The following is a 19,778-nucleotide window of genomic DNA, read 5'->3' on the forward strand; positions in this document are numbered from 1 at the left end:
ACTACTCTCTTGCCATGTAAGGATTTAGCTTCAAAAGGAGCAAATCCGCTATCATATTGCCTAAAAGAGTCAAAAACGCCGTGATCATCAAAGTACCCATTATTATCGGGTAATCACGGCTCAGGGCACTCATATAAAAGAGCTGTCCCATTCCCTCTATCCCGAAAATAGACTCCAAAATAACGCTTCCTCCTATAAGCCCCGGCAAAGATAGCCCCAAAAGAGTGATTATCGGCGGCAGAAGATTTGGAAGTATGTAGTAGCTAAGAAGCTCTTTTTTACCCAAACCGCGGGAGAGTGCGAAGTAGTAGTAATCACTCTTTAGTATCTCCAGAGTCAAAGAGCGGATATAGATTATCATGCTTCCAAGCCCCACAAATATCATAACGCCGACCGGCAAGACCAGATGCCATGCCATATCAAGATAGTACTGAGCTCCCTCTTTTGGCTCTACGGAGTGCAGACCCGAGATAGGAAACAACCCCAAGGTCAAAGAGAAAAAGATGATAAAAAGAAGTGCCAAGTAAAACGAAGGCATAGAGAACGAGATAAGAGATATCTGACGGATAATATAGTCGCTCTTCTTCTCATAGTTAAGTGCTGCTTTTATCCCTAAATATAGAGATATTACAAATACGGCAACAAGCGCGGTTATATTCATAGTTAATGTTACGGGGAGGCGCTTTAGTATCTCGGCACTTACATCCTGACCGCTTACAAAAGAGATGCCGAAATTTAGGCTAAAGATGTTTATAACCCAGTCTGTATATTGCTGCCACAGAGGTTTGTCAAGACCGTATACCGCTTTTAGCGCGGCTATTGCCTCGTCCGTCATATTCGGGTTTAGCTCCCCTGCTCCAAAAAAGCTGTTGGGTGCAGCATGGATTGCCAAAAATGAGATGACGGAGATAAGAAGAAGCATAAAAAGTATGTATGCCGTTTTTTTAATTAATCTGTTCATTGAAAAAAATTATAGCTAAAAAAGATCAAAATGAGACCTACTCATCTTCACACAAAACAGGAAAGGAGAAGATGAGGAGGGCTCACTCCCCCGGAAGGAGGTCGGGGAAGATGAGCTTATAAAAGGGTGTATGGCAATGATTAGAAGTTGTATGTTAGATAAATCTGAATATGATTAGTATCATTATCAGTATTAGCTACATTATCTTCTTGATTATCCATAACGTATGCTACAGAAGTATCTAACGGACCAAATGATTTAGATGCAACCAGAGCGATCTCAGTCACCTCAGTATCAACTGCTGCACTTGGGTTAATGTCAGCCACATAGTAACCTGCAAGCAGATCAACACCTGCAACGGTTCCCTCAGCAGTTATAGAGTAAGACTCAGCACCTGTAGAAGATACGTTACCGTAAGCCCACCACATCTCAGTATATAGTTTAGACTGGCCGGTAGTAGTAGCAACGTTAGAAACACCTAAAGTACCTTTGTCGTCTACATCAGAGTATGCAACTTTAACAGTAGCAACATCTTTAGCTTCATAACCTAACATAGCAGCAAAAGCTTCATCTTCATCAGAGTTATTTACTTCAATTTCAGTATATTGAACACCAGCTAAGATACCACCAACATTTAAGTCCGCTTGAAACCACATTGCATCTGCAAGTTGCTGTAGGCTATAGTACCAAGCTTGAACTGTCAATGGTTTGATAGTGTTATTTACAAGACCTGCAACATAAACACCGTTTGTTCCAAAAGTATTAAACTTGCCACCCTGAGAAGTGATTCCAGCTTGAGCAGCACCACCTTGAACACCACCTAAATTAATATCATTTAATGTTCCCGGAGCAAGTGGATTACCAGTGTTTTTTGGATCCCAGCTTGAACCATTGTGCTTACCAAGGTATGTAGCAACCAATGTAGTATCAGGAATGCTTTGGTTGATTAAAACAGCACCTTCGAAAGTATTTTGATCGATTCCCCAAGTCTCAGTAAACGCCAAAGGAGTGTCAACAGACTGACGTCCAACTTTAACAGTAGTGTCAAATGCAGTACCTGCTACCCATAGTTCACCCATAAAGAATGCATCATCAAGTTGTTTACCGCCAAGTTCACTAGCAAAACTAGCACCAGCAGCATCCGATATAGTGTGAACATTCGACCAAGTATTATCTACTAAGTTATTCTCCAAACCTAAAGTAGTAACATAAGTACCTTTAACACCTGCAGACACACCTTTAGTAAGATCTGTAGTTAACTCTAAGTTAGCAGCAGCATTGCCATAAGCACCTTCAGCATCAAAAAACGAAGGCGTAGTTCCACCAAGAACACTCTTGTAAGTACCAACGTCAGAATCCATTGTTCCGTAGAACACACTTACGTTACCAGAAACTTTTGTGTTTTCAATTGCAAATGCAGTTGAACCTATTAGCATTGCTGCTATTAAACTTAATTTTGTTAATTTCATCTCGTCTCTCCTAGTTTTAATATTGTCAATAATCTGTCAATATATTGTCATCATAATGTCATAGAAAACTTTAAATTAAGTTTAACTTACACCAATAAACTAATATTTTTTGCCATATTGTTATTTATTTTCTGTATACTTACATTATGAAAAACATTATTATGACAATATTGGCAGTTACACTCTTTAGTGCATGTAGTAAAGTGGATGGTGCGAACCCATCTCAGAACCAAGCACTAAACAGCGTTGCCGGGAAAAAAGAGAAAAAGAGTGGCTATATGCAGCAAGCACTGGACAACTGGTTAAAGAACGAGTGGGAACCTATTGTCGCGGGAACTGAGGCTCCTACCGGAGATACCAAAGTTAAGATCATCCCTAATGAGGACGGCTCTGCAAAACTTGTGGAGAGTGAGACGGGCGTAGTTTTAAAGGAGCTCACCGCTCAGCAGGTAGAGAAACAAAAAGAGGTACAGTCTAAATATAAGGAAGAGGACAGAGCGTTCACTCTGCAAGAGTATGTAGATAAAATTTCTGTTTACAACTCTAACCACACAACAGACGAGAAGAACTCACACGTAAACAAGATCAGTTCTATGCCTGTTATCGGCAAGAAGTAGATCTGCTATAAAAAGCCATATTCCAAAAAGGAATATGGCGTTATCTTAAAAAGCAAAACTCACAGTCGCCACTACATTATCTTCATCCGCAGCAGAATCAGTATCATGGCTAAAGTCGATATATGCCAAACTTAGATCAAACTTTTCAAATGATCTGTTAAGCCCTAGAGAGTAGTAGTAACCTATATTGTCATAATTTCCGTAACTTGCATCAAAACCTATCTCATAAGGCAACACCGATGTGGAAGCACCGACTTCGTAAAAATCTTCAGGGTTTGTATCGTCTGTCTCTATGCCAAAACTCTGTTTTGCGCTAAGTCCAAATTTATCCCACTCCTTGCTTACACCAACATAGGCTTCACCGAAGTTATACTCATCTGACTTATTTGGATAAGCATACTGTATATATCCGACATCATAGCCGATACCTGCAATCTCTCCTGCATATCCTCCGTATATATCCAGTTCCAAAGAGTTATTGTCATTTGCACCAAAATCTACGTTTGAGCCCCAAACACCTGCATACAAACCTTTATACTCCAGATCGACTCCTCCTTGGATGGCAGGAGAGTCTTTTGTCTGTGTCATTCCTCTCCATACATAGTTGCTAGTTAAGCTCATATTTGCGCTTACGTTAATACCAGTACTATCCTCATTTGCAAAAATTGAAGTTGCAAACAGTGCAGCAACTACGCTAAATCTAATAAGTTTCATATCTAATCCTTTTTTTTGGTTGCAATATTATTACACATGGATTAGATTTATGATGCAGAAAATAGATTAAAAATTAAGCAGTTTATTGAGGAAAATTTAATGAGTTTTTTTAAAACATAAAGCTAACAAGCTTTATGTTTTAAAAATATTTGTTTATTGTTATCTAGCATCCCAAGAGAGAACAGTTTTACCGTCTCTCTCTTCGGCAGCTGCCATACCCATGATGTTATATCCTGAATCCACATAGTGAACTTCACCCGTAACACCCGAAGCCAAGTCACTTAGTAGATACATAGCAGAGTTGCCCACCTGCTCTATGGTCACATTTCTCTTAAGCGGCGCATTTGTCTCGTTCCAGTTAAGGATCTGCTTGAAATCACCTATCCCCGCAGCTGCCAGTGTTCTTATCGGTCCTGCCGAGATAGCGTTTACTCTCTGCCCTTTGCTGCCAAGCTCTACCGCCATATATCTTACGGTTGATTCAAGTGCCGCTTTTGCAACGCCCATAACATTGTAGTTTACTATATATTTAGGCCCGCCCAAATATGAAAGTGTCAATATAGAAGCGTCATCTGCCAAAACAGGCTCTAGACGATTTGTCAGGTCTATTAACGAATAAACTGAAATATCCATAGCAATTTGAAAAGCCTGTTTTGTAGTTTTCATAAAAGGTTCGCTTAGTGCCTCTTTTGGAGCAAACGCAACAGAGTGAACCAGGAAGTCGATCTTTCCGAAATCCTTCTCTATCAGTGAAGCGATATTTGCCATATGCTCTTCGTTTGATACATCAAGTTCGTACACTTTATCGCTGCCAAAAGATGCAGCCAACGGCTCAACTCTTTTTTTAAGCGCATCGTTTAAGTATGTAAAAGCCAACTCAGCACCTTGCTCATGACATGACTTTGCTATTCCGTACGCTATCGACTTATCGTTTGCCAATCCTACTATTAAACCTCTTTTGCCCTTCATTAACATTCTGTATCTCTCCTGTTGTTTTATTTGATTTTAAAAAATTTGGTACTGCTTATTTTTCTAACATACTTGCATATTTACACATCGTACAAAAGTGCTCCGCATAAAGCGCCGCACTCCCTACTAAAACACCGTCAACTCCCTCAAGAGCCAAAACTTCCGCTGCATTTGTCACCTTAACGCTTCCGCCATAAAGCAGAGGAGCTGATGACTTTTTCTTCAACTCTGCATGTATCGCCACGATATCCGCGTTTGTCGGAGTAAGCCCTGTTCCGATCGCCCAGACAGGCTCATAAGCTACGATCAGGTTTTCATATGAAGCATCTATACCCTCATACTGCGCAGATATATACTCCATCATACTATCAAATCCAGCCTCTCTGATCTGCAGCGGCTCACCCACACAGTAGATGATCTTAAAGCCAAGCTCTTTATAGAAGTTGAACTTTTTTACAAGCTCCTCTTGAGTCTCGCCGATTATGTGTCTTCTTTCGCTATGACCAATAAGAATGGTTTTTATGCCAAACTCTTCCAACTGCTCATAACCGATCTCGCCCGTAAATGCGCCATTGAGTGTCGGGTAAGCATTTTGAGCGCCTACGACCACGGCTCCGGAGTGTGAATTTAGACTTGATGTTGCAGGAAAGACAAAAACTTCCTCAGAGATGCTGTTTTTACTTAAAAAACTCTCTACCTCAGCTATATACTTGGCAGTTTTCTCTCTTGTGAGATTTGTTTTTAAATTTGCTGCAATTATCATATTCTAATCCCCTTTTATCATTAAAGATGCTACACCAGGCAAAATTTTGCCCTCTAGCAGCTCCAAAGATGCCCCGCCGCCTGTTGAGATAAATGTCATCTCATCATCAACGCCTATTCTTTGAACCAGGTCCGCAGTATCTCCGCCGCCTACAACGGTTGTCGCATAACTGTCAGCCACGAAGTGCGCTATCTCGTTTGAGCCTCTTGCAAATTTGTCCATCTCGTAAACGCCCATAGGACCATTCCACAGAACAGTCTGAACATCGCCCAAGACCTCTTTGTAAAGTCTGACGGTCGCAGGTCCGATATCAAGACCCATCCATCCAGCAGGTATCTCCTGAGCAGATGTTATCTTTATAATAGAGTCTTCCGCAAACTTCTCAGCAGCCACAACATCTACAGGCAGATAAAATTTTACGCCAAGCTTTTTTGCCTCATCCATGATGTGTCCTGCATCTTCAAGCAGATCATCTTCTACAAGCGAAGCACCTATATCGTGCCCAAGCTTTTTTAAGAACGTAAACGCCATACCGCCGCCGATCAGGATCTTGTCCACTCTTGGCAGAAGGTTGATAAGCGCTTCAAGTTTGCCCGATACTTTTGAACCGCCTACTATTGCAGCAAAAGGACGCACAGGGTTTTGTATCAGCTTGCCGAAAAACTGTATCTCTTTTTGAAGCAAAAATCCCGCCGCTTTATGGTCATTGTCAAAAAAGTGCGTTATTCCCTCAACTGACGAGTGGGCGCGATGGCTAACCCCAAATGCGTCGTTTATGTAAAAATCAGCCATTGAAGAGAGCTTTTTTGAGAGCTCTTCATCGTTCTTTGTCTCACCCGCCTCATAACGAAGGTTCTCCAGAAGCAGAACCTCTCCCTGTTGCAGAGCTGATGCTTTTGAGAGCGCATCTTCACCTACTACGTCTTTTGCCAAGATAACTTCTCTCTTTAGCAGATGCTGAATTCTTCTAGCTACGGGAATCAGTGAATATTTCTCAACCACCTGTCCGTCCGGACGTCCAAGATGAGAGCCGAGCACAACGGAACAATCTTGATCGAGACAGTAGTTTATGGTAGCAAGAGCGGAGCGTATGCGGCGGTCGTCTGATATGTTTCCAAACTCATCCATCGGAACGTTAAAATCGCATCTGATAAATACCTTCTTGCCTGCAAGATCTAAATTCTTAATGTTTAAAAGTTCCAAATTCTATCCTATTTGCTGATATGAAGAGCCATATCTAAAAGTCTTGTAGAGTATCCCCACTCGTTGTCGTACCAAGCCATAACTTTGACCATATTGCCGTCAATCACCTGAGTAAGATCCTCTGCGACTATAGAGCTGTACTCGCATCCGACGAAATCTTGAGAGACTCTCATCTCTTTATCCATTAGAATTATCCCTTTAAGAGCGCCGTCTGCAGCTTTGTTAAATGCAGCCGTCACTTCCTCTTTTGTAGTGTTTTTCTTAACGATGACGTTTAGATCGACCATAGAGACGTTAGGTGTCGGAACACGAACGCTCTGCCCGTGAAGCTTGCCCTGAAGTTGAGGAAGAACCAGACCGATAGCCTTTGCAGCACCCGTAGTTGTCGGAATCATATTGATAGCTCCGGCACGTGCACGGCGCTTATCTTTTGAGTGTTTTACATCAAGTATGTTCTGGTCGTTCGTATAAGAGTGGATCGTAGTCATAAGACCTTTTTCAATTCCAAAAGCGTCGTCCAATACTTTAGCTATAGGACCAAGGCAGTTCGTCGTACATGAAGCGTTTGAGACTATATCTTGCCCTGCGTAGAGGTGCTCATTTACACCAATAACAAATGTCGGTGTGTCATCCTTTGCGGGAGCCGAGAAGAGGACTTTCTTGATACCGTTGTCAATATGTATCTGCGCATCTTTTTTACTTAAAAAGACACCAGTACACTCTAGAACCATATCTGCACCGCACTCGGCAAACTTTAGGTTTTTTGGATCTCTGTCACTGAAAACTCTTATCTTTTTACCGTCAATAGTAATGTTCTCATCATCTATCTGCACTACTTCGCTCTTAAATGTCCCATGGACAGAGTCATTTTTCAGAAGGTAGAGCATCATATCTATACTAGCCATATCGTTTATTGCCACGATCTCTACATCATCTCTTGTTGCAGCAATACGAGCTACACAGCGACCGATTCTACCAAATCCGTTAATTGCTATTTTTAGTGCCATTATATTTCCTAACTAAGGGCATCTCTAAAAACCTTTAACCATTTTTGCTTTAAGAGATTTTGTACATATCTAGGCGACGCGAAGAGCCATAGCCAAAGCTACGGCGATGAACGGCAACAAAGATAGGTGCAAAATCTATAAAGCCCGAAGGGAAGGCAACTTTTTAACTGTTTTGTCGTCAGATATCTCACTCTTAACTACGGTTAGGAGTTTCAATATCTTCCTAAAAATAGTTTAAAAATTTGCTCTTCAAAAATCAGTAAAGGGTTTCTAGAGATGCCCTAAAAATAAAAGTTGGGCAATTTTACCTAAACTTAGTTATAATTCGCTTTAAATATGGATACAATCGCACTTTTTGGCGGCTCTTTTGACCCGCCGCATATCGGTCACGAGGCAATAGTAAAGGCTTTGATGAATTTCAAAGAAATTGAGAAAGTCATTATAATGCCTACATATCTAAATCCGTTTAAATCAAAGTTTTATGCTCCTGCATCTCTTAGAGTAGAGTGGTTAAAAGAGATATTTAAAGAGTATAAAAATGTCGAGATTTCAGAGTATGAAGTTTTACAAAAAAGAGCGGTCTCATCAATAGAGAGCGTCAAACATCTTTTAGAAAGCTACAGAAAAATATATCTTGTAATAGGTGCGGACAACCTCTCTTCGCTTCATAAATGGAATAGATATGATGAACTTAAAGAGCTGGTGACATTTATAGTAGTCCCAAGGGATAATATTGAGATCCCGAAGCAGTTTTTAAGATTGGATGTTGATGAAAAAGTCTCATCGACCAATCTTAGGGAGTGCATCGACATCTCAAAGCTGCCAAAGAAGTGTGTAAAAGAGATATATAATTTTTACAAGGAAAACAGTTGCAAAACAGAATAGAAAAAATAACCCAAGTCTTAGACAAAAACAAAGCGGAAAACATAGAGGTTTTTGACCTAAGAGAGAAGAACTACTTTGTAGATTATGCGATCATCGCATCATCACTTGGTTCAAAACACACTTTGGCTCTTTTAGACCATCTAAAAAATGAGCTTAAACCGGCAGAAAAATTTGTAAACGTAGATGAAAGCAGTGACTGGGTCGTAGTCGATCTGGGCGATATACTGATCCACATAATGACCCCTGAGTACAGAGTGAAATATGACATGGAGAGCTTTTTAAGCTCACTTGCCCAGGGGAAAGAGGGAATGCCACTCTAGGCTTAATCCTCCTCAAACTCCCTGTTGCTTAAAAGCGGCTCATAACTGCTTTTTTGCAAAATATCCCTGTAATCGTATATGGAATCGACATACCTCACAGGTTCGCTTCCTCTTGCATATCCGTGCTTTAGCGTTTTATAGTACTTTTTTTGCGCAAGCAGAGGAAGCACTTTTTTAAGGTCGCTCCAGACGTTTTTATTGAGCCCCATCCTCTCCGCCAACAGTTGCGCATCAAAAACGTGACCCAGACCGACATTATATGCCGCAAGTGCGAACTTTAGACGGTCTTCGCCATTTACCTCAGGAGGTACACGCTTCAAGAGTTCATTTAAATGCTTTGCGCCGCCCTCAATGCTCTGCTCAGGGTCAAGCCTGTTTTTAACTCCTAACATTTTAGCCGTAGACTGCGTAAGCATCATAAGCCCCCTTACTCCCGTATAGCTCTTTGCTTTTGGGTTCCAGTGAGATTCCTGATAAGATTGCGCAGCAAGAACCGAGCAAGGGATGCCGTACTTCTCTCCATACTTCTCAAAAAGCTCCTTATATTTTGGGAGTCTGGTTTTTATTCTGTCATAAAATGTCTTGGTGTTGTAGTAGTCAAAAAAAAGAGCAAAAGAGTAGTAGTGATCTTTTAAGCGTGCCATCTCTCCGCTTTGATTAAAACCGTTAAGCCAAGAGTACATATCGTCTTTTAGCTCTTTTGAGTCCTGTGCCAAAACCCAAGCGAGCTGCTCTCTGTTACTTACAGAAAAAGCAAGGGCTATCTTTGGAAAATAGCGCTGATTGAGCGCATATATATTCGAGTCCGCTATGGTGCAGTCAATCTCATTAGATGCGACTTTTGCCAAAAGCTCTTCGGTGGAGTGCTCCGAGGTGTATGTCGCATTTATATCAAAGCCGTCTTGGCGCAGCGACTCTATTGTCTCGCTGTAGCTCGTATCTTCCCCCACAACTATTCTAAGTCCTGAGAGATCCTCTATACTTTTTGGAAAGTGACCCTGCCACAACATTCCCCTGTAACAGATCACCTGCTGCTGAGCTTCAAAATATGAGGGTCCGAAGTTGAAATTTTTCTCTTTGACCTTCGTCTTTGCCAAAGACGCAGAAGTTATATGAATACTTGGATCTTTGCTAAGCTCCAGTGCCTCTTTTGTGGTGTTTACAACAGTAATATTTAGTTCAACGCCCAAATGCTTGGCATAGGCATCAAGAAGATCGTACTCAAAACCTTTCGGTCCGTCAGGTCCTATGTAGTATGTAGAGGGGGAGTTTAATAGTGCTACATTAAGGATCTTTTTCTCTTTTATCTCATCCAGCAAAGATGGTGTCTTGATCCTGTGGATAGGCTTATAAGCGGTATGCGAAAGCCACCCGAACACAAAAAAAGATATAGCAAAAAAAACTATTATGCTTGATTTAAGATACTTATCCATTACACTAGTTTACACTTAAAAACTTATGCAAAAATAAAGCGATTCGTACCATTTTCATACTCGTGCGCAAGTACCTGATTGTGCGCTTTTAAAATAGAGTCTACAAGGTATAGACCCAGTCCGAAACTGTTCTTTGCAGGGTTGTCTTTGGTAAAAGGCTCTATGTAATATTGAAGCGGATGTGCGATGCATTCGCCTTTGCTCTCAAAACATAGCTCTCTATTTTTTATCAGTATCTTAACGTGCGAATCGCTGGAGTACTTTATGCCGTTGTCTATCATATTTTTAATAGCCGTGGTGTATAGCCTGTAGTTCGCATTTATCTTATAGCTTGCATCTACGTCTATATCAACACAGTTTTTATCTATCATAGCCATATCAATTGCACCGTCTATAATATCAATAAGGCGGTACTCCTTAAAGTCCGTCTTATCCCCAAGGCTTGTAACCTCTTCTATAAGTGCAAACTCATTGACCAATGACTCCAAACGCCCAAAGATAGAGCTAAATCTCTCTCTTTGTTTTTGCGATTCCAACATCTGTGTAGCAATGGTTCCTTTTGCGATAGGGGTCTTTAGCTCATGCATCAGATTTCGCAAAAAGAGGGTTCTAGACTCCAGGATGATATTTATCTTCTCTCTTGTAGCTTCAAGTTCGTTTGAGATAAGCGCTATCTCATCACGACCTTTGGTCTTAAAAGAGATGTTCATATTACCATCACCGTAAAGTGCTATCTTTTTTCTTAGTCTTATAAGCGGTCTGAGTCTTTGCAGTATCAAGACAAAAGAGAATGAGATGATGACAAGTATTGTCATATACGAGTAAGCAACGCTCCAGTACCTGTAGGGCTTTAGCTCCTCATCCAAGATCAGAACGGACGATGTGGGAGACTTAATAAGAAAATATATTTTCTTATTGAACTCAAGCATTGAAGCGGTAAGGTCCGTGACGGTCCTTTTAGTGAAAAATCCGCCCTGAGAAAAGGTCAAAGAGGAGTTTACGCTCTGAAAATCCTTCTTTTTTAGAACTTTTGCATTGTTAAGGATCGTCTTTATCGCCTCTTTATCTTTTTCAAGCACAAAGTTATAGACGGCAAGATTTGCCTCAAGCATGATCTGAGAGTGCTGTTTTTGCTGATGCTGGCGAAATATCTGGGTAATAGTTGCGTGTTTTGTAAAGATGTGGTCGATGTAGTGCTGCTTGTTTAGGAGAAAAAATTCCCAAAAAACTACGCTTACACTGATAATTGTAACTGCAAGTGCGAATAGAACGGTTATTAAAACGGCATGCTGGCGCACTACTGTCTCCCCCGCTCTATTTTAAAGCCTGAAGATGTGCTACTTAAGAAGCTTATAGCCAACGCCTCTTACCGACTCTATAAGAGATTTGTCTCCGAGCTTGTTTCTGATCCTGCCGACCATAACGTCTATGCTTTTGTTAGAAGAGTCTTCGTTTATGGCATTTACGTTATGGATGAGATCCTCTCTTGATACAACAAGCCCCTGCTTGGCTATCATGTAAGAGAGGATGCCGAATTCCGCTTTTGTAAGGTCTATATTTCTGCCCTTATATGTGATCATCATTGAAGATGCGTCACACTTGAAGTCGCTTTTAGACTCCTCTTTTTGCTGAGACTTAGCCTCATAACGTCTAAGAACGGAGTGTATCCTAGCCTCAAGTTCACGCGGATCGTAAGGCTTTGGAAGGTAGTCGTCCGCTCCGAGTTCAAGCGCTTTTACTTTATCAGTCACATCGCTTCTGGCAGAAGAGATAATAATAGGGATATCCTGTCTCTCACGGATCGCTTCACAAACCTCTAAACCGTCCATTCCAGGCAGCGTAAGATCTAATATAACTAGATCAAAAGGCTCCAACTTCAATATGCTTACTGCTTTAAACGGGTCATCTTCCGTGATAATCTCAAAGTCAAACTGCTGCAGATACTCAGTGAGTATCTCCGCTAATTCTAAATCATCTTCAATCATTAATATTTTTTTCATGTGGCAATTCTAGCAAATATGCGCTAATAAGTAGTTAATATTGCACAAATATTTAGTTATATAGCATAGAAGTGACGTTATAGGCAATAAATGCCAGTGAATACGCCGCTATAGACGTAAAAGCTAAAAGGTAAAAGAAGTACTTTATGCCTCCCGCTTCACGCGTAAATACAACCGAAGCTGCCAGACACGGCAGATAGATCATAACTACGACTATAAATGCGACGGCTGATGGAAACGGGATATTTTTGGAGATTATCTCTTTTAAAGATGCGCTCTCCTCGTTCACATCCTCACCAAGAGCGTACAAGACGCCAAGCGTGGACACCACCACCTCTTTTGCCGCAAGTCCTGTCTGAAGAGCAACGCTCATCTTCCAGTCAAATCCTAAAGGCGCAAAGATAGGCTCTGAAAATTTACCGATACGTCCCAGATAGCTCTGCTCCATATTGGCCTCTGCAAGACTATTTTCAATAACTCTTCTCTCCTGTTCATCTACCGCTTTTTCGATCTTTAGAGCGTAGCTATCTTCAAGCTCTTGATTGTGCGGATAGTTGCTTAAAAACCAGACAAGAATTGAAGCGGCCGCGATAAACGTACCCGCTTTTTTTAGATACATAAGAGTCTTTGTAACGACCGTGTGCCAGATGAGCTTCAGCGAAGGAAGTCTGTACTTTGGCATCTCCATTACAAATGGCTCATCCATCCCCTTAAAAGCTGTCAGTTTAAGTATTTTTGCCGCAAAAAGCCCAAGCATGGCACCCGTTATATAGATGGCGAAGAGAACATTGCCCGCCATCGACTCGGAGAAGAATGCGCCCGCAAAGAGAACATACACCGGAAGCCTTGCCCCGCAGCTCATAAACCCTATGATAAAGAGAGTTAAAAGTCTGTCACGGTCATTTTTTAATATCCTCGCAGACATATAGGCAGGAATCGAGCAGCCAAAACCTGTTACAAGCGGTATGAACGACTGCCCGTGAAGACCGAATTTGTGAAAAAATCCATCAAGCAAAAACGCAACTCTTGACATATAACCCGTACTCTCCAAAAGTGCTATTCCTATAAAGAGTATGGCAATATTCGGGACAAACAAAACAACTGCACCGACTCCGGAGATGATGCCGTCAACCACAAGAGAGCGGACATCGTCATTTGCTATGGTCGCTCCGATGGCATCTCCAAACCAGACAAAAAAGGCATCTATCCACTCCATAGGGATAGAGCCTATCTCAAAAGTAAGCTGAAAAAGCGCCCACATAAAAAATAGAAATATCGGTATGCCGAATATCTGGTGAATCAGCACCGAGTCTATCTTGTCGGTAATAGTCTTATCAGAGATCTTTACCTCCTGCTTTAAGACCTCGGTCACTACTCCTCTGTTAAAAGAGGCGTATTCAGAAGCGAAAGCCTCTTTTATATCACTGGAGTCATGGTGGAGCTCTATATGTTTTGACGCTTCTATCAAAATAGGCTGCAGCTCTGTCCAGATAGGATCATCATGAAGCTTTGCATAGGTATATTTGGTGTTCTTTAGAAGGTTTATCGCAATATTTCTATATGTGTTTTCGTCCTCATACTTGTGTTTTGCCAAGTAGTCAACAATTACCTTTATCTCCTCTTCAACCGCCTCGCTAAAGATAAGCTTGTACTCCATAGCCTCATTTTCATACTCTTTGATGATCGCTTCTATAAGTTCTGCTATACCTTTTTTGGTAGCTGCAGAGACCTTGACGCAGGCAAATCCTAAAAGCTCGGACATATATTTATCATCTATCTCAATCCCCTCTTTATCTGCTTCATCGCTCATGTTGAGTGCAAGTATCATCTTTTTGCCAATACTCATAAGCTCTGCTGTGAGTTGAAGATTTTTTTGCAGGTTTGTAGAGTCAACGACGTTTATAATAAGATCATAATCCTGTGTAAGAAGATAATCGTTTGTCACCCTCTCTTCTATCGTATAATCATTTAATGCATAGGTTCCGGGCAGGTCGACCACGGTAAAGTGGTAATCTTTATAGTCAAAAAGAACCTCGCTCTTCTCTACAGTGACTCCGGTAAAGTTCCCAACATGCAGATTTGCATTCGATATGGAGTTTATAAGCATACTTTTGCCGACGTTTGGCTGTCCGACAAGTGCTACTTTTATATGCTTTGCCGTTACCGGACACGCCTTTATATCTCTGTTCACAGTGTCGCTACCTCTATTAACTCTGCCTCTTTTGCTCTAAGTGCTATTCTCATTTTCCCCACTTTTACCTCTATCGTACTCTTTGCAGGAGCGTGTTCAAGCACCTCCAAGATAGCATTCTTCATTATCCCAAAAGAGATAAGCCTCTGCCTCAACTCTGCATCGGCGTTTAGTTTAACGACTCTCACTATACATGTTTTTTTGCAATCAACAAGTCTTTTTATATCTTTATTATCCGTACTATTGTGCATATCTTATCTTTGGTCATTATTTTTCATGATGATAATCGGTATCATATTAAATATAGATTAATTTAAAATTTGTATAAAAGTAAAACTCTTATATTTTCCCAATCTCCGCCGTTGCTTCCACTGTTTTTATTGTCTTCGTTTAGAACATATAGAGCTCCGATTGTTAAATTTTTATTTGGCATATATTCAAAGCCTATATTTTGCTCTACTATATGTTCCTTAACTCCAAGAGAATTCTCTCTGCCTTTAAAATCCCCATATGCATACATAAGACCAAAGTCATCATGCGTATATGTAAGCCCTGCTACAACAGCCTGCGCATCTCTATCTAAAGTAATAACATCTATTATCATAGAGTCCATATTTGTATATAAAGCCCCTCCGCCAAAACCTGAGAAACTGCCTCTTAGCGCTTGTTTTTCAGACCAATTATATGCACTCGAGAGAGCAAGATCTTCAAACACAATAAACTCTACCATTGCTCCATATATTGAAGACTCTATGCCACTGTTGTCAGATTCTCTTTGATCCACATATTGAGTACTTGCATGAAATGCATAATCTTTTGAAAAAGCTATATGCAAAGAAAAATCTATGTATAAAGAAGTATTTGCTACATTTAGCGTTGCACTGTTTGGGTCATTGTCTTTTGATATATCATAGTACCATACACTTGTATCTATGAATTTGTCTGCGTAGGACAATCCACCAAAAAAGGTTCCATCTTCTCCTGTGTCAGACCAATGGTTTTGGGGAGACAAACCTGCATCAGTCCCTTGCCATTTTGTAAGCAAGCCTCCAAAAAACGACACTTCTTCATCTTCATAAGAGAGCGTATAAGCTTCAAACGTATTTGAAATTATTCTTATATCGTCACTGTCAGCCAAAGGTGTATCTATAAGTTGACGACCGGCGCGAAAATTTAATTTACCGTTTGTATAGTTTATATACGCTTGTGAAAGTTCTGTATAACTCCCATCTTGAGAAGAAATTTCACCATTATGTCTATTCTCCTCTCCTGTTGCAAAACCAATATCGTGAGCAGTGCTAAACTCCACTGCTGCATTAAATCCGTTATACTCAGCCAACTCGTACTTTAGTTGGCCACCGACGGCGGTCGCATACTGATTTTCAGTTCCGTCAACATAATAACCTGAATGCAAAACCTTTATTTGCCCTGAAACTTTCCCCTCTTTAAACATATGCTTGGTTTTTTCAACTACGGAAATCTCTTTTTCCAGAGGTGCCGCAACTTTATCTATAATATCTCTTATTGAGTGTTCTCTATCTTTTAGTCTTTGAGACACCTCCTCTAAAGCATATACATTGCAGCTTAATATTAAAACAATCAGAGATACGCCAAAGGCTATTTTTTTCATTCTCTTATTCTCTTTTAATCAAATTTATCTCCAAAATGATAATAGATATCAACTTACATGTAGCTTAATATTGATAATGCTTATCAATATTCTAGAGACGAAGATTGTAAAAAATAAAATTAATTTTTTAGGCTATAATTTCAACAAAAAGACTACTATGAAATTTCTATTTACAAACCAATCACACTTTAATCTTGCAAACATGTTTACTTTTGCAAATATAACAGCGGGCCTTCTGGCTACATACTTTATAACTCAAAACAACTTTTTTACGGCTATTGTTCTTGCTTGGATGGGAGGGGCTTTTGATATATTTGACGGCAAGATCGCAAGAAAATACAATCTCTCGAACGAGTTTGGAGTTCAGCTCGACAGCTTCGCAGATTTTCTGAGCTTTGTTCTTGTCCCTGTTTTTCTGATCTTTCAAGCGGTCTACTCAAAAGAGCTCTCTGGAGCTATGCTTATAGTTGCGGCGATCATAAGCATCTACTACGTCATCTCAGGTCTTAGAAGACTTATACAGTTCAATATAAACTCGGATGCTGGAGAGGTTAGCAAATACTTCACAGGAGTGCCCACCCCTCTTGGAGCGATATTGCTCTGGCTTGTTTACTTAGCCTCTGCTTATGAAATAGTGCCTGCGTTTGCGGTAGTGTTTCTTATGATAATAGTAGGATGGAGCCTTAACTCCAAGATCAAGGTTCGCCATCCGTAGAACTTTAGCTCTTATTTGCTATTGAGCGCGTACTTTCCGCTTCCTAGCATAAATATTAAGATCGACATAATAAGATACAGGAACGGAAGTTCAAAAACAGGAGCTCCGTGCTTGCCTAGAGTAAGGAGCGAGTTTCCATAGGCTAAAAATATAGCCAGAACCATATTAAACGCCAAGACCAAAGAGGCGATCCTCGCATAAGCTCCAAGCAGGATCAAGATCGGCACAACGATCTCACCTACATAGACACCGTAAGCTAAAAACTCTGGAAGTCCAGAAGCAGTTGTAAGATGTTTTACTCCGCCTATTCCGTTTATTATCTTATCAAGCCCGTGAAAAAGCATCATTATCCCGACGGTAAGTCTTAAGATGAGTTTTGCTGCGTCATTTGTCATTTACTCTCCTCGTCTGCTTTTCTAAATCTGCAGCTTCCCACCAAGATAACTTTGCCTGACTGTATAGCCTCTTTTATATATGCTAGCGTGCCTTTTGGATCAGCATCTCCGACCTCCTCGGCGATTATCTTAAGAAGGTCGTCCTCATTGGTTATTTTCCAAGTTTTTTCATAACTGTATTGTGTCTCTATTTTCATAACAGTATAATATCCAAAATTTAAAAAATATATCTCTAAACGATAATATATGATTTACTACCTGCTGTAAGCAGATCTAGTTCATTTTTTTACACAATATAAACTTAACTAATTCACAATATAATTTATTTAAATCAAAAACCCAATATATTTAGGTATAATTCGCCAAATATTTTAGGGGAAGGTGCCTTGCCGTTTACGGCTTGCTTGTATCATCTCCTATCCAAAGGATAATGATGCAAGAAAATGCACAAACACAACCAGAAACAAAGGCGATCACATTTGATGATCTAGGACTAAAAAAAGAGATACTTCGCAGTATCAAGGAAGCTGGATTTACAATTCCAAGTCCTATTCAAGCAGCTGCAATACCATTCGTACTAGCGGGTCGCGACATCGTAGGTCAGGCACATACGGGAACAGGTAAAACAGCGGCTTTCGGCCTTCCAGCTCTTAACAACATAGACCCAAAAGACGGCGTAGGCATACTTGTTATTACTCCGACACGTGAACTTGCAACTCAAGTAAGCGACGAGCTTTTTAAATACGGAAGAAACATAGGCGCTAGAACCGTAACAGTTTACGGCGGCAGCTCTTACAACAGACAGATAGACCTTATCCAAAGAGGCGCAAGCGTTGTTGTCGCTACTCCGGGAAGACTTCTTGACATTTTAAAGAAGAACCTATTAAAAGACTTCGCTCCAAGCATCGTTGTTCTTGATGAAGCGGATGAGATGCTTGATATGGGATTTTTAGATGATATCAACGAAATATTCTCTTATCTTCCTTCAAACCGCCAGACACTTCTCTTCTCGGCTACTATGCCAAAGCCTATTAAGCTTCTTGCAGAGAGAATTTTGGATAATCCTGAGTTTGTCAGCATCACACAGGGTGAGACTACAAATACAGATATTAACCAAGAGTACTACGTCATTGACGAACATGAGAGAGATGACGCGATCATACGTCTTATGGATGCAGAAAAGTGTAAAAAAGCGGTTGTTTTTTGTAGAACAAAAAGCGAAGTCGACAGACTCTCAAACGTTCTCTCAAGCGCAGGATATTTGGCGAACGGGCTTCACGGCGATATGGAGCAGCGTCAGCGCGAAACTGTGATCAAAGGTTTCAAAAACAACAACGTAAACGTTCTTGTAGCAACAGACGTCGCGGCTCGCGGTATTCACGTTGACAACATCTCACACGTTTTTAACTACCATATCCCTTTTGATCCTGAGTCTTATGTTCACCGTATCGGAAGAACTGGACGTGCAGGTACAAAAGGTAAAGCAATTACACTTTTGACTCCATTAGAGTTTAAAGAGCTTCAGCGCATAAAAGCAAAGGTCGGAACTACTATGACACACGCTTACGTTCCAAGCAAGAACGACTTAAGAGCAACGAACCTAAAATCGATTGTAGCAAATATAGAAGATCAAAAGATCTATGATGAAGCGCACCAGATACTAGATATGCTAAAGCAGGATATTGATGAAGAGACGATTATGTTTAAACTGGTATCTATGATACTAGACAAGCAGACCATCCAAGGTCCAAACACTATCGGTATTCCTGCAGATAAACTGGCTGCTATCTTGGAACGTGCAGATAAGAGAAGAGACACCAGAGGCAAAAGCGGAAGTCGCGGAGGTTTCCGTGGGAACAGAAGCCGCTCAGGCAGCAGTGACAGAAATCGTTCAGGCGAGAGAAGCCGCTCAGGCGGCTACAGAGGCAACAGCTCTTCTGGCGAGAGAAGTCGTCCAAGCGGTGACAGAAACCGTACAAGAACAAGAGACTAAAAACTTCTCTTACCAATAAAGCCCGAAATGATTTTCGGGTTTTCTCCTATCTCTCCTACTTATAACCTCAATTGAAACTCCAAAAAAACGATATAATTTGCCAAAAAAGAGAAAATATGACAATTTATGAAGATAACGAACTCTATATAGAAAAAGAGAGCAGTGAGATACCGTGGCTCAAGATTTTTACAAAAGAGCCTTTCGTAGAACTTGGGGATCTTCCAAAAGAGCTTCGCATGAGACTCTGGAATGTCTATGACATAATAGAGCGCGAGATGAGAGAGTACTACAACCCTAAAAAGATCAATATGGCATCTTTTGCCAATATGCTCCCGCGTGTTCATATACACGTTATGGCAAGGTTTGAGAGTGACAGCTACTTTCCAAACCCGATGTGGGGAGAAAAACTAAGAGAGTCGAAGTTGAATCTGCCAAACGAGGAAGAGTTCTTTAATAGAGTCAGAAAAGCGCTTGATAGATAATTTTACAAAGAAATTTCTGTATAAATAAAAT

Annotated in this window: 21 protein-coding genes; 6 read left to right on the forward strand and 15 right to left on the reverse strand. The window is 40.7% G+C overall.

Annotation, left to right across the window (positions count from 1 at the left end):
* Window position 1 precedes the first annotated feature (1 nt).
* A complete protein-coding gene (locus RBR61_RS01565; protein WP_320341750.1) occupies window positions 2-961 on the reverse strand; it encodes an ABC transporter permease in 960 nt (319 codons plus the stop codon).
* 140 nt (window positions 962-1,101) lie between these two features.
* On the reverse strand, window positions 1,102-2,430 hold the full coding sequence (locus RBR61_RS01570; RefSeq protein ID WP_320341751.1) for a hypothetical protein: 1,329 nt from the start codon (window positions 2,428-2,430) through the stop codon (window positions 1,102-1,104).
* 146 nt (window positions 2,431-2,576) lie between these two features.
* Here RBR61_RS01570 and RBR61_RS01575 point away from each other — a divergent pair, with 146 nt between their 5' ends.
* Window positions 2,577-3,047, forward strand: coding sequence for a hypothetical protein (locus tag RBR61_RS01575; protein ID WP_320341752.1), 471 nt, complete (start codon window positions 2,577-2,579; stop codon window positions 3,045-3,047).
* Between the two features lie 45 nt (window positions 3,048-3,092).
* On the opposite strand, the gene RBR61_RS01580 is transcribed toward RBR61_RS01575, so the two are convergent.
* The 5 genes from RBR61_RS01580 to gap form a co-directional block, all read right to left on the reverse strand.
* On the reverse strand, window positions 3,093-3,761 hold the full coding sequence (locus RBR61_RS01580; protein ID WP_320341753.1) for a TorF family putative porin: 669 nt from the start codon (window positions 3,759-3,761) through the stop codon (window positions 3,093-3,095).
* Window positions 3,762-3,920: 159 nt separating this feature from the next.
* Window positions 3,921-4,736, reverse strand: coding sequence for an enoyl-ACP reductase FabI (gene fabI, locus RBR61_RS01585; RefSeq protein WP_320341754.1), 816 nt, complete (start codon window positions 4,734-4,736; stop codon window positions 3,921-3,923).
* A 49-nt stretch (window positions 4,737-4,785) separates the two neighbouring features.
* Window positions 4,786-5,493, reverse strand: coding sequence for a triose-phosphate isomerase (locus RBR61_RS01590; protein WP_320341755.1), 708 nt, complete (start codon window positions 5,491-5,493; stop codon window positions 4,786-4,788).
* A gap of 3 nt (window positions 5,494-5,496) precedes the next feature.
* Window positions 5,497-6,696: a phosphoglycerate kinase gene (locus tag RBR61_RS01595; RefSeq protein ID WP_320341756.1), complete on the reverse strand. Its 1,200-nt coding sequence runs from the start codon at window positions 6,694-6,696 to the stop codon at window positions 5,497-5,499.
* A gap of 8 nt (window positions 6,697-6,704) precedes the next feature.
* On the reverse strand, window positions 6,705-7,703 hold the full coding sequence (gap, locus tag RBR61_RS01600) for a type I glyceraldehyde-3-phosphate dehydrogenase (RefSeq protein ID WP_320341757.1): 999 nt from the start codon (window positions 7,701-7,703) through the stop codon (window positions 6,705-6,707).
* A gap of 336 nt (window positions 7,704-8,039) precedes the next feature.
* Between gap and nadD the strand changes: the two genes are divergently transcribed.
* The gene (gene nadD, locus RBR61_RS01605) at window positions 8,040-8,588 is read left to right on the forward strand and encodes a nicotinate (nicotinamide) nucleotide adenylyltransferase (RefSeq protein WP_320341758.1); all 549 of its coding nucleotides are present in this window, start codon (window positions 8,040-8,042) and stop codon (window positions 8,586-8,588) included.
* Entirely contained in the window at window positions 8,573-8,908 is a 336-nt protein-coding gene (rsfS, locus tag RBR61_RS01610) for a ribosome silencing factor (protein WP_320341759.1), read from the forward strand. Before nadD ends, rsfS begins: the two co-directional genes overlap by 16 nt.
* A gap of 2 nt (window positions 8,909-8,910) precedes the next feature.
* Here the strand turns inward: rsfS and mltF are convergent, their stop codons facing one another.
* From mltF to RBR61_RS01640, 6 genes are all read right to left on the reverse strand, one after another.
* Window positions 8,911-10,341, reverse strand: a complete 1,431-nt coding sequence (gene mltF, locus RBR61_RS01615; protein ID WP_320341760.1) for a membrane-bound lytic murein transglycosylase MltF — start codon at window positions 10,339-10,341, stop codon at window positions 8,911-8,913.
* Between the two features lie 23 nt (window positions 10,342-10,364).
* Window positions 10,365-11,639: an ArsS family sensor histidine kinase gene (locus tag RBR61_RS01620; protein WP_320341761.1), complete on the reverse strand. Its 1,275-nt coding sequence runs from the start codon at window positions 11,637-11,639 to the stop codon at window positions 10,365-10,367.
* 39 nt (window positions 11,640-11,678) lie between these two features.
* Complete coding sequence (locus tag RBR61_RS01625) at window positions 11,679-12,341, reverse strand: response regulator transcription factor (protein WP_137015123.1); 663 nt, start codon at window positions 12,339-12,341, stop codon at window positions 11,679-11,681.
* Between the two features lie 52 nt (window positions 12,342-12,393).
* Complete coding sequence (gene feoB, locus RBR61_RS01630) at window positions 12,394-14,532, reverse strand: ferrous iron transport protein B (RefSeq protein ID WP_320341762.1); 2,139 nt, start codon at window positions 14,530-14,532, stop codon at window positions 12,394-12,396.
* Window positions 14,529-14,783, reverse strand: coding sequence for a FeoA family protein (locus RBR61_RS01635; RefSeq protein WP_320341763.1), 255 nt, complete (start codon window positions 14,781-14,783; stop codon window positions 14,529-14,531). Before RBR61_RS01635 ends, feoB begins: the two co-directional genes overlap by 4 nt.
* 62 nt (window positions 14,784-14,845) lie before the next feature.
* Complete coding sequence (locus RBR61_RS01640; protein WP_320341764.1) at window positions 14,846-16,162, reverse strand: hypothetical protein; 1,317 nt, start codon at window positions 16,160-16,162, stop codon at window positions 14,846-14,848.
* A 157-nt stretch (window positions 16,163-16,319) separates the two neighbouring features.
* On the opposite strand from RBR61_RS01640, the gene RBR61_RS01645 reads away from it, so the two are divergent.
* The gene (locus tag RBR61_RS01645) at window positions 16,320-16,877 is read left to right on the forward strand and encodes a CDP-alcohol phosphatidyltransferase family protein (RefSeq protein WP_320341765.1); all 558 of its coding nucleotides are present in this window, start codon (window positions 16,320-16,322) and stop codon (window positions 16,875-16,877) included.
* An 11-nt stretch (window positions 16,878-16,888) separates the two neighbouring features.
* Here RBR61_RS01645 and RBR61_RS01650 read toward each other — a convergent pair whose 3' ends face one another.
* Both RBR61_RS01650 and RBR61_RS01655 read right to left on the reverse strand, forming a co-directional pair.
* Entirely contained in the window at window positions 16,889-17,272 is a 384-nt protein-coding gene (locus tag RBR61_RS01650) for a DoxX family protein (protein ID WP_320341766.1), read from the reverse strand.
* Window positions 17,269-17,469, reverse strand: coding sequence for a hypothetical protein (locus tag RBR61_RS01655; RefSeq protein ID WP_320341767.1), 201 nt, complete (start codon window positions 17,467-17,469; stop codon window positions 17,269-17,271). Before RBR61_RS01655 ends, RBR61_RS01650 begins: the two co-directional genes overlap by 4 nt.
* Before the next feature lie 236 nt (window positions 17,470-17,705).
* Here RBR61_RS01655 and RBR61_RS01660 point away from each other — a divergent pair, with 236 nt between their 5' ends.
* The gene (locus tag RBR61_RS01660; RefSeq protein WP_320341768.1) at window positions 17,706-19,265 is read left to right on the forward strand and encodes a DEAD/DEAH box helicase; all 1,560 of its coding nucleotides are present in this window, start codon (window positions 17,706-17,708) and stop codon (window positions 19,263-19,265) included.
* Window positions 19,266-19,381: 116 nt separating this feature from the next.
* Window positions 19,382-19,747 (forward strand): HIT family protein, encoded by a 366-nt coding sequence (locus tag RBR61_RS01665; protein ID WP_320341769.1) that lies wholly within the window; start codon window positions 19,382-19,384, stop codon window positions 19,745-19,747.
* Window positions 19,748-19,778: the final 31 nt, after the last annotated feature.

The organism is Sulfurimonas sp. (assembly GCF_034005705.1).
GTDB lineage: Bacteria > Campylobacterota > Campylobacteria > Campylobacterales > Sulfurimonadaceae > Sulfurimonas.

Bases quoted from the DNA above. Each gene is read 5' to 3' on its own strand.
- RBR61_RS01590 (WP_320341755.1), bottom strand. From the start codon at position 5,493: ATGATAATTGCAGCAAATTTAAAAACAAATCTCACAAGAGAGAAAACT.
- RBR61_RS01655 (WP_320341767.1), bottom strand. From the start codon at position 17,469: ATGAAAATAGAGACACAATACAGTTATGAAAAAACTTGGAAAATAACC.
- RBR61_RS01565 (WP_320341750.1), bottom strand. From the start codon at position 961: ATGAACAGATTAATTAAAAAAACGGCATACATACTTTTTATGCTTCTT.
- RBR61_RS01625 (WP_137015123.1), bottom strand. From the start codon at position 12,341: ATGAAAAAAATATTAATGATTGAAGATGATTTAGAATTAGCGGAGATA.
- RBR61_RS01635 (WP_320341763.1), bottom strand. From the start codon at position 14,783: ATGCACAATAGTACGGATAATAAAGATATAAAAAGACTTGTTGATTGC.
- RBR61_RS01645 (WP_320341765.1), top strand. From the start codon at position 16,320: ATGAAATTTCTATTTACAAACCAATCACACTTTAATCTTGCAAACATG.
- RBR61_RS01575 (WP_320341752.1), top strand. From the start codon at position 2,577: ATGAAAAACATTATTATGACAATATTGGCAGTTACACTCTTTAGTGCA.
- RBR61_RS01665 (WP_320341769.1), top strand. From the start codon at position 19,382: ATGACAATTTATGAAGATAACGAACTCTATATAGAAAAAGAGAGCAGT.
- RBR61_RS01650 (WP_320341766.1), bottom strand. From the start codon at position 17,272: ATGACAAATGACGCAGCAAAACTCATCTTAAGACTTACCGTCGGGATA.
- gap (WP_320341757.1), bottom strand. From the start codon at position 7,703: ATGGCACTAAAAATAGCAATTAACGGATTTGGTAGAATCGGTCGCTGT.
- mltF (WP_320341760.1), bottom strand. From the start codon at position 10,341: ATGGATAAGTATCTTAAATCAAGCATAATAGTTTTTTTTGCTATATCT.
- fabI (WP_320341754.1), bottom strand. From the start codon at position 4,736: ATGTTAATGAAGGGCAAAAGAGGTTTAATAGTAGGATTGGCAAACGAT.
- RBR61_RS01640 (WP_320341764.1), bottom strand. From the start codon at position 16,162: ATGAAAAAAATAGCCTTTGGCGTATCTCTGATTGTTTTAATATTAAGC.
- RBR61_RS01570 (WP_320341751.1), bottom strand. From the start codon at position 2,430: ATGAAATTAACAAAATTAAGTTTAATAGCAGCAATGCTAATAGGTTCA.
- RBR61_RS01660 (WP_320341768.1), top strand. From the start codon at position 17,706: ATGCAAGAAAATGCACAAACACAACCAGAAACAAAGGCGATCACATTT.
- RBR61_RS01580 (WP_320341753.1), bottom strand. From the start codon at position 3,761: ATGAAACTTATTAGATTTAGCGTAGTTGCTGCACTGTTTGCAACTTCA.
- nadD (WP_320341758.1), top strand. From the start codon at position 8,040: ATGGATACAATCGCACTTTTTGGCGGCTCTTTTGACCCGCCGCATATC.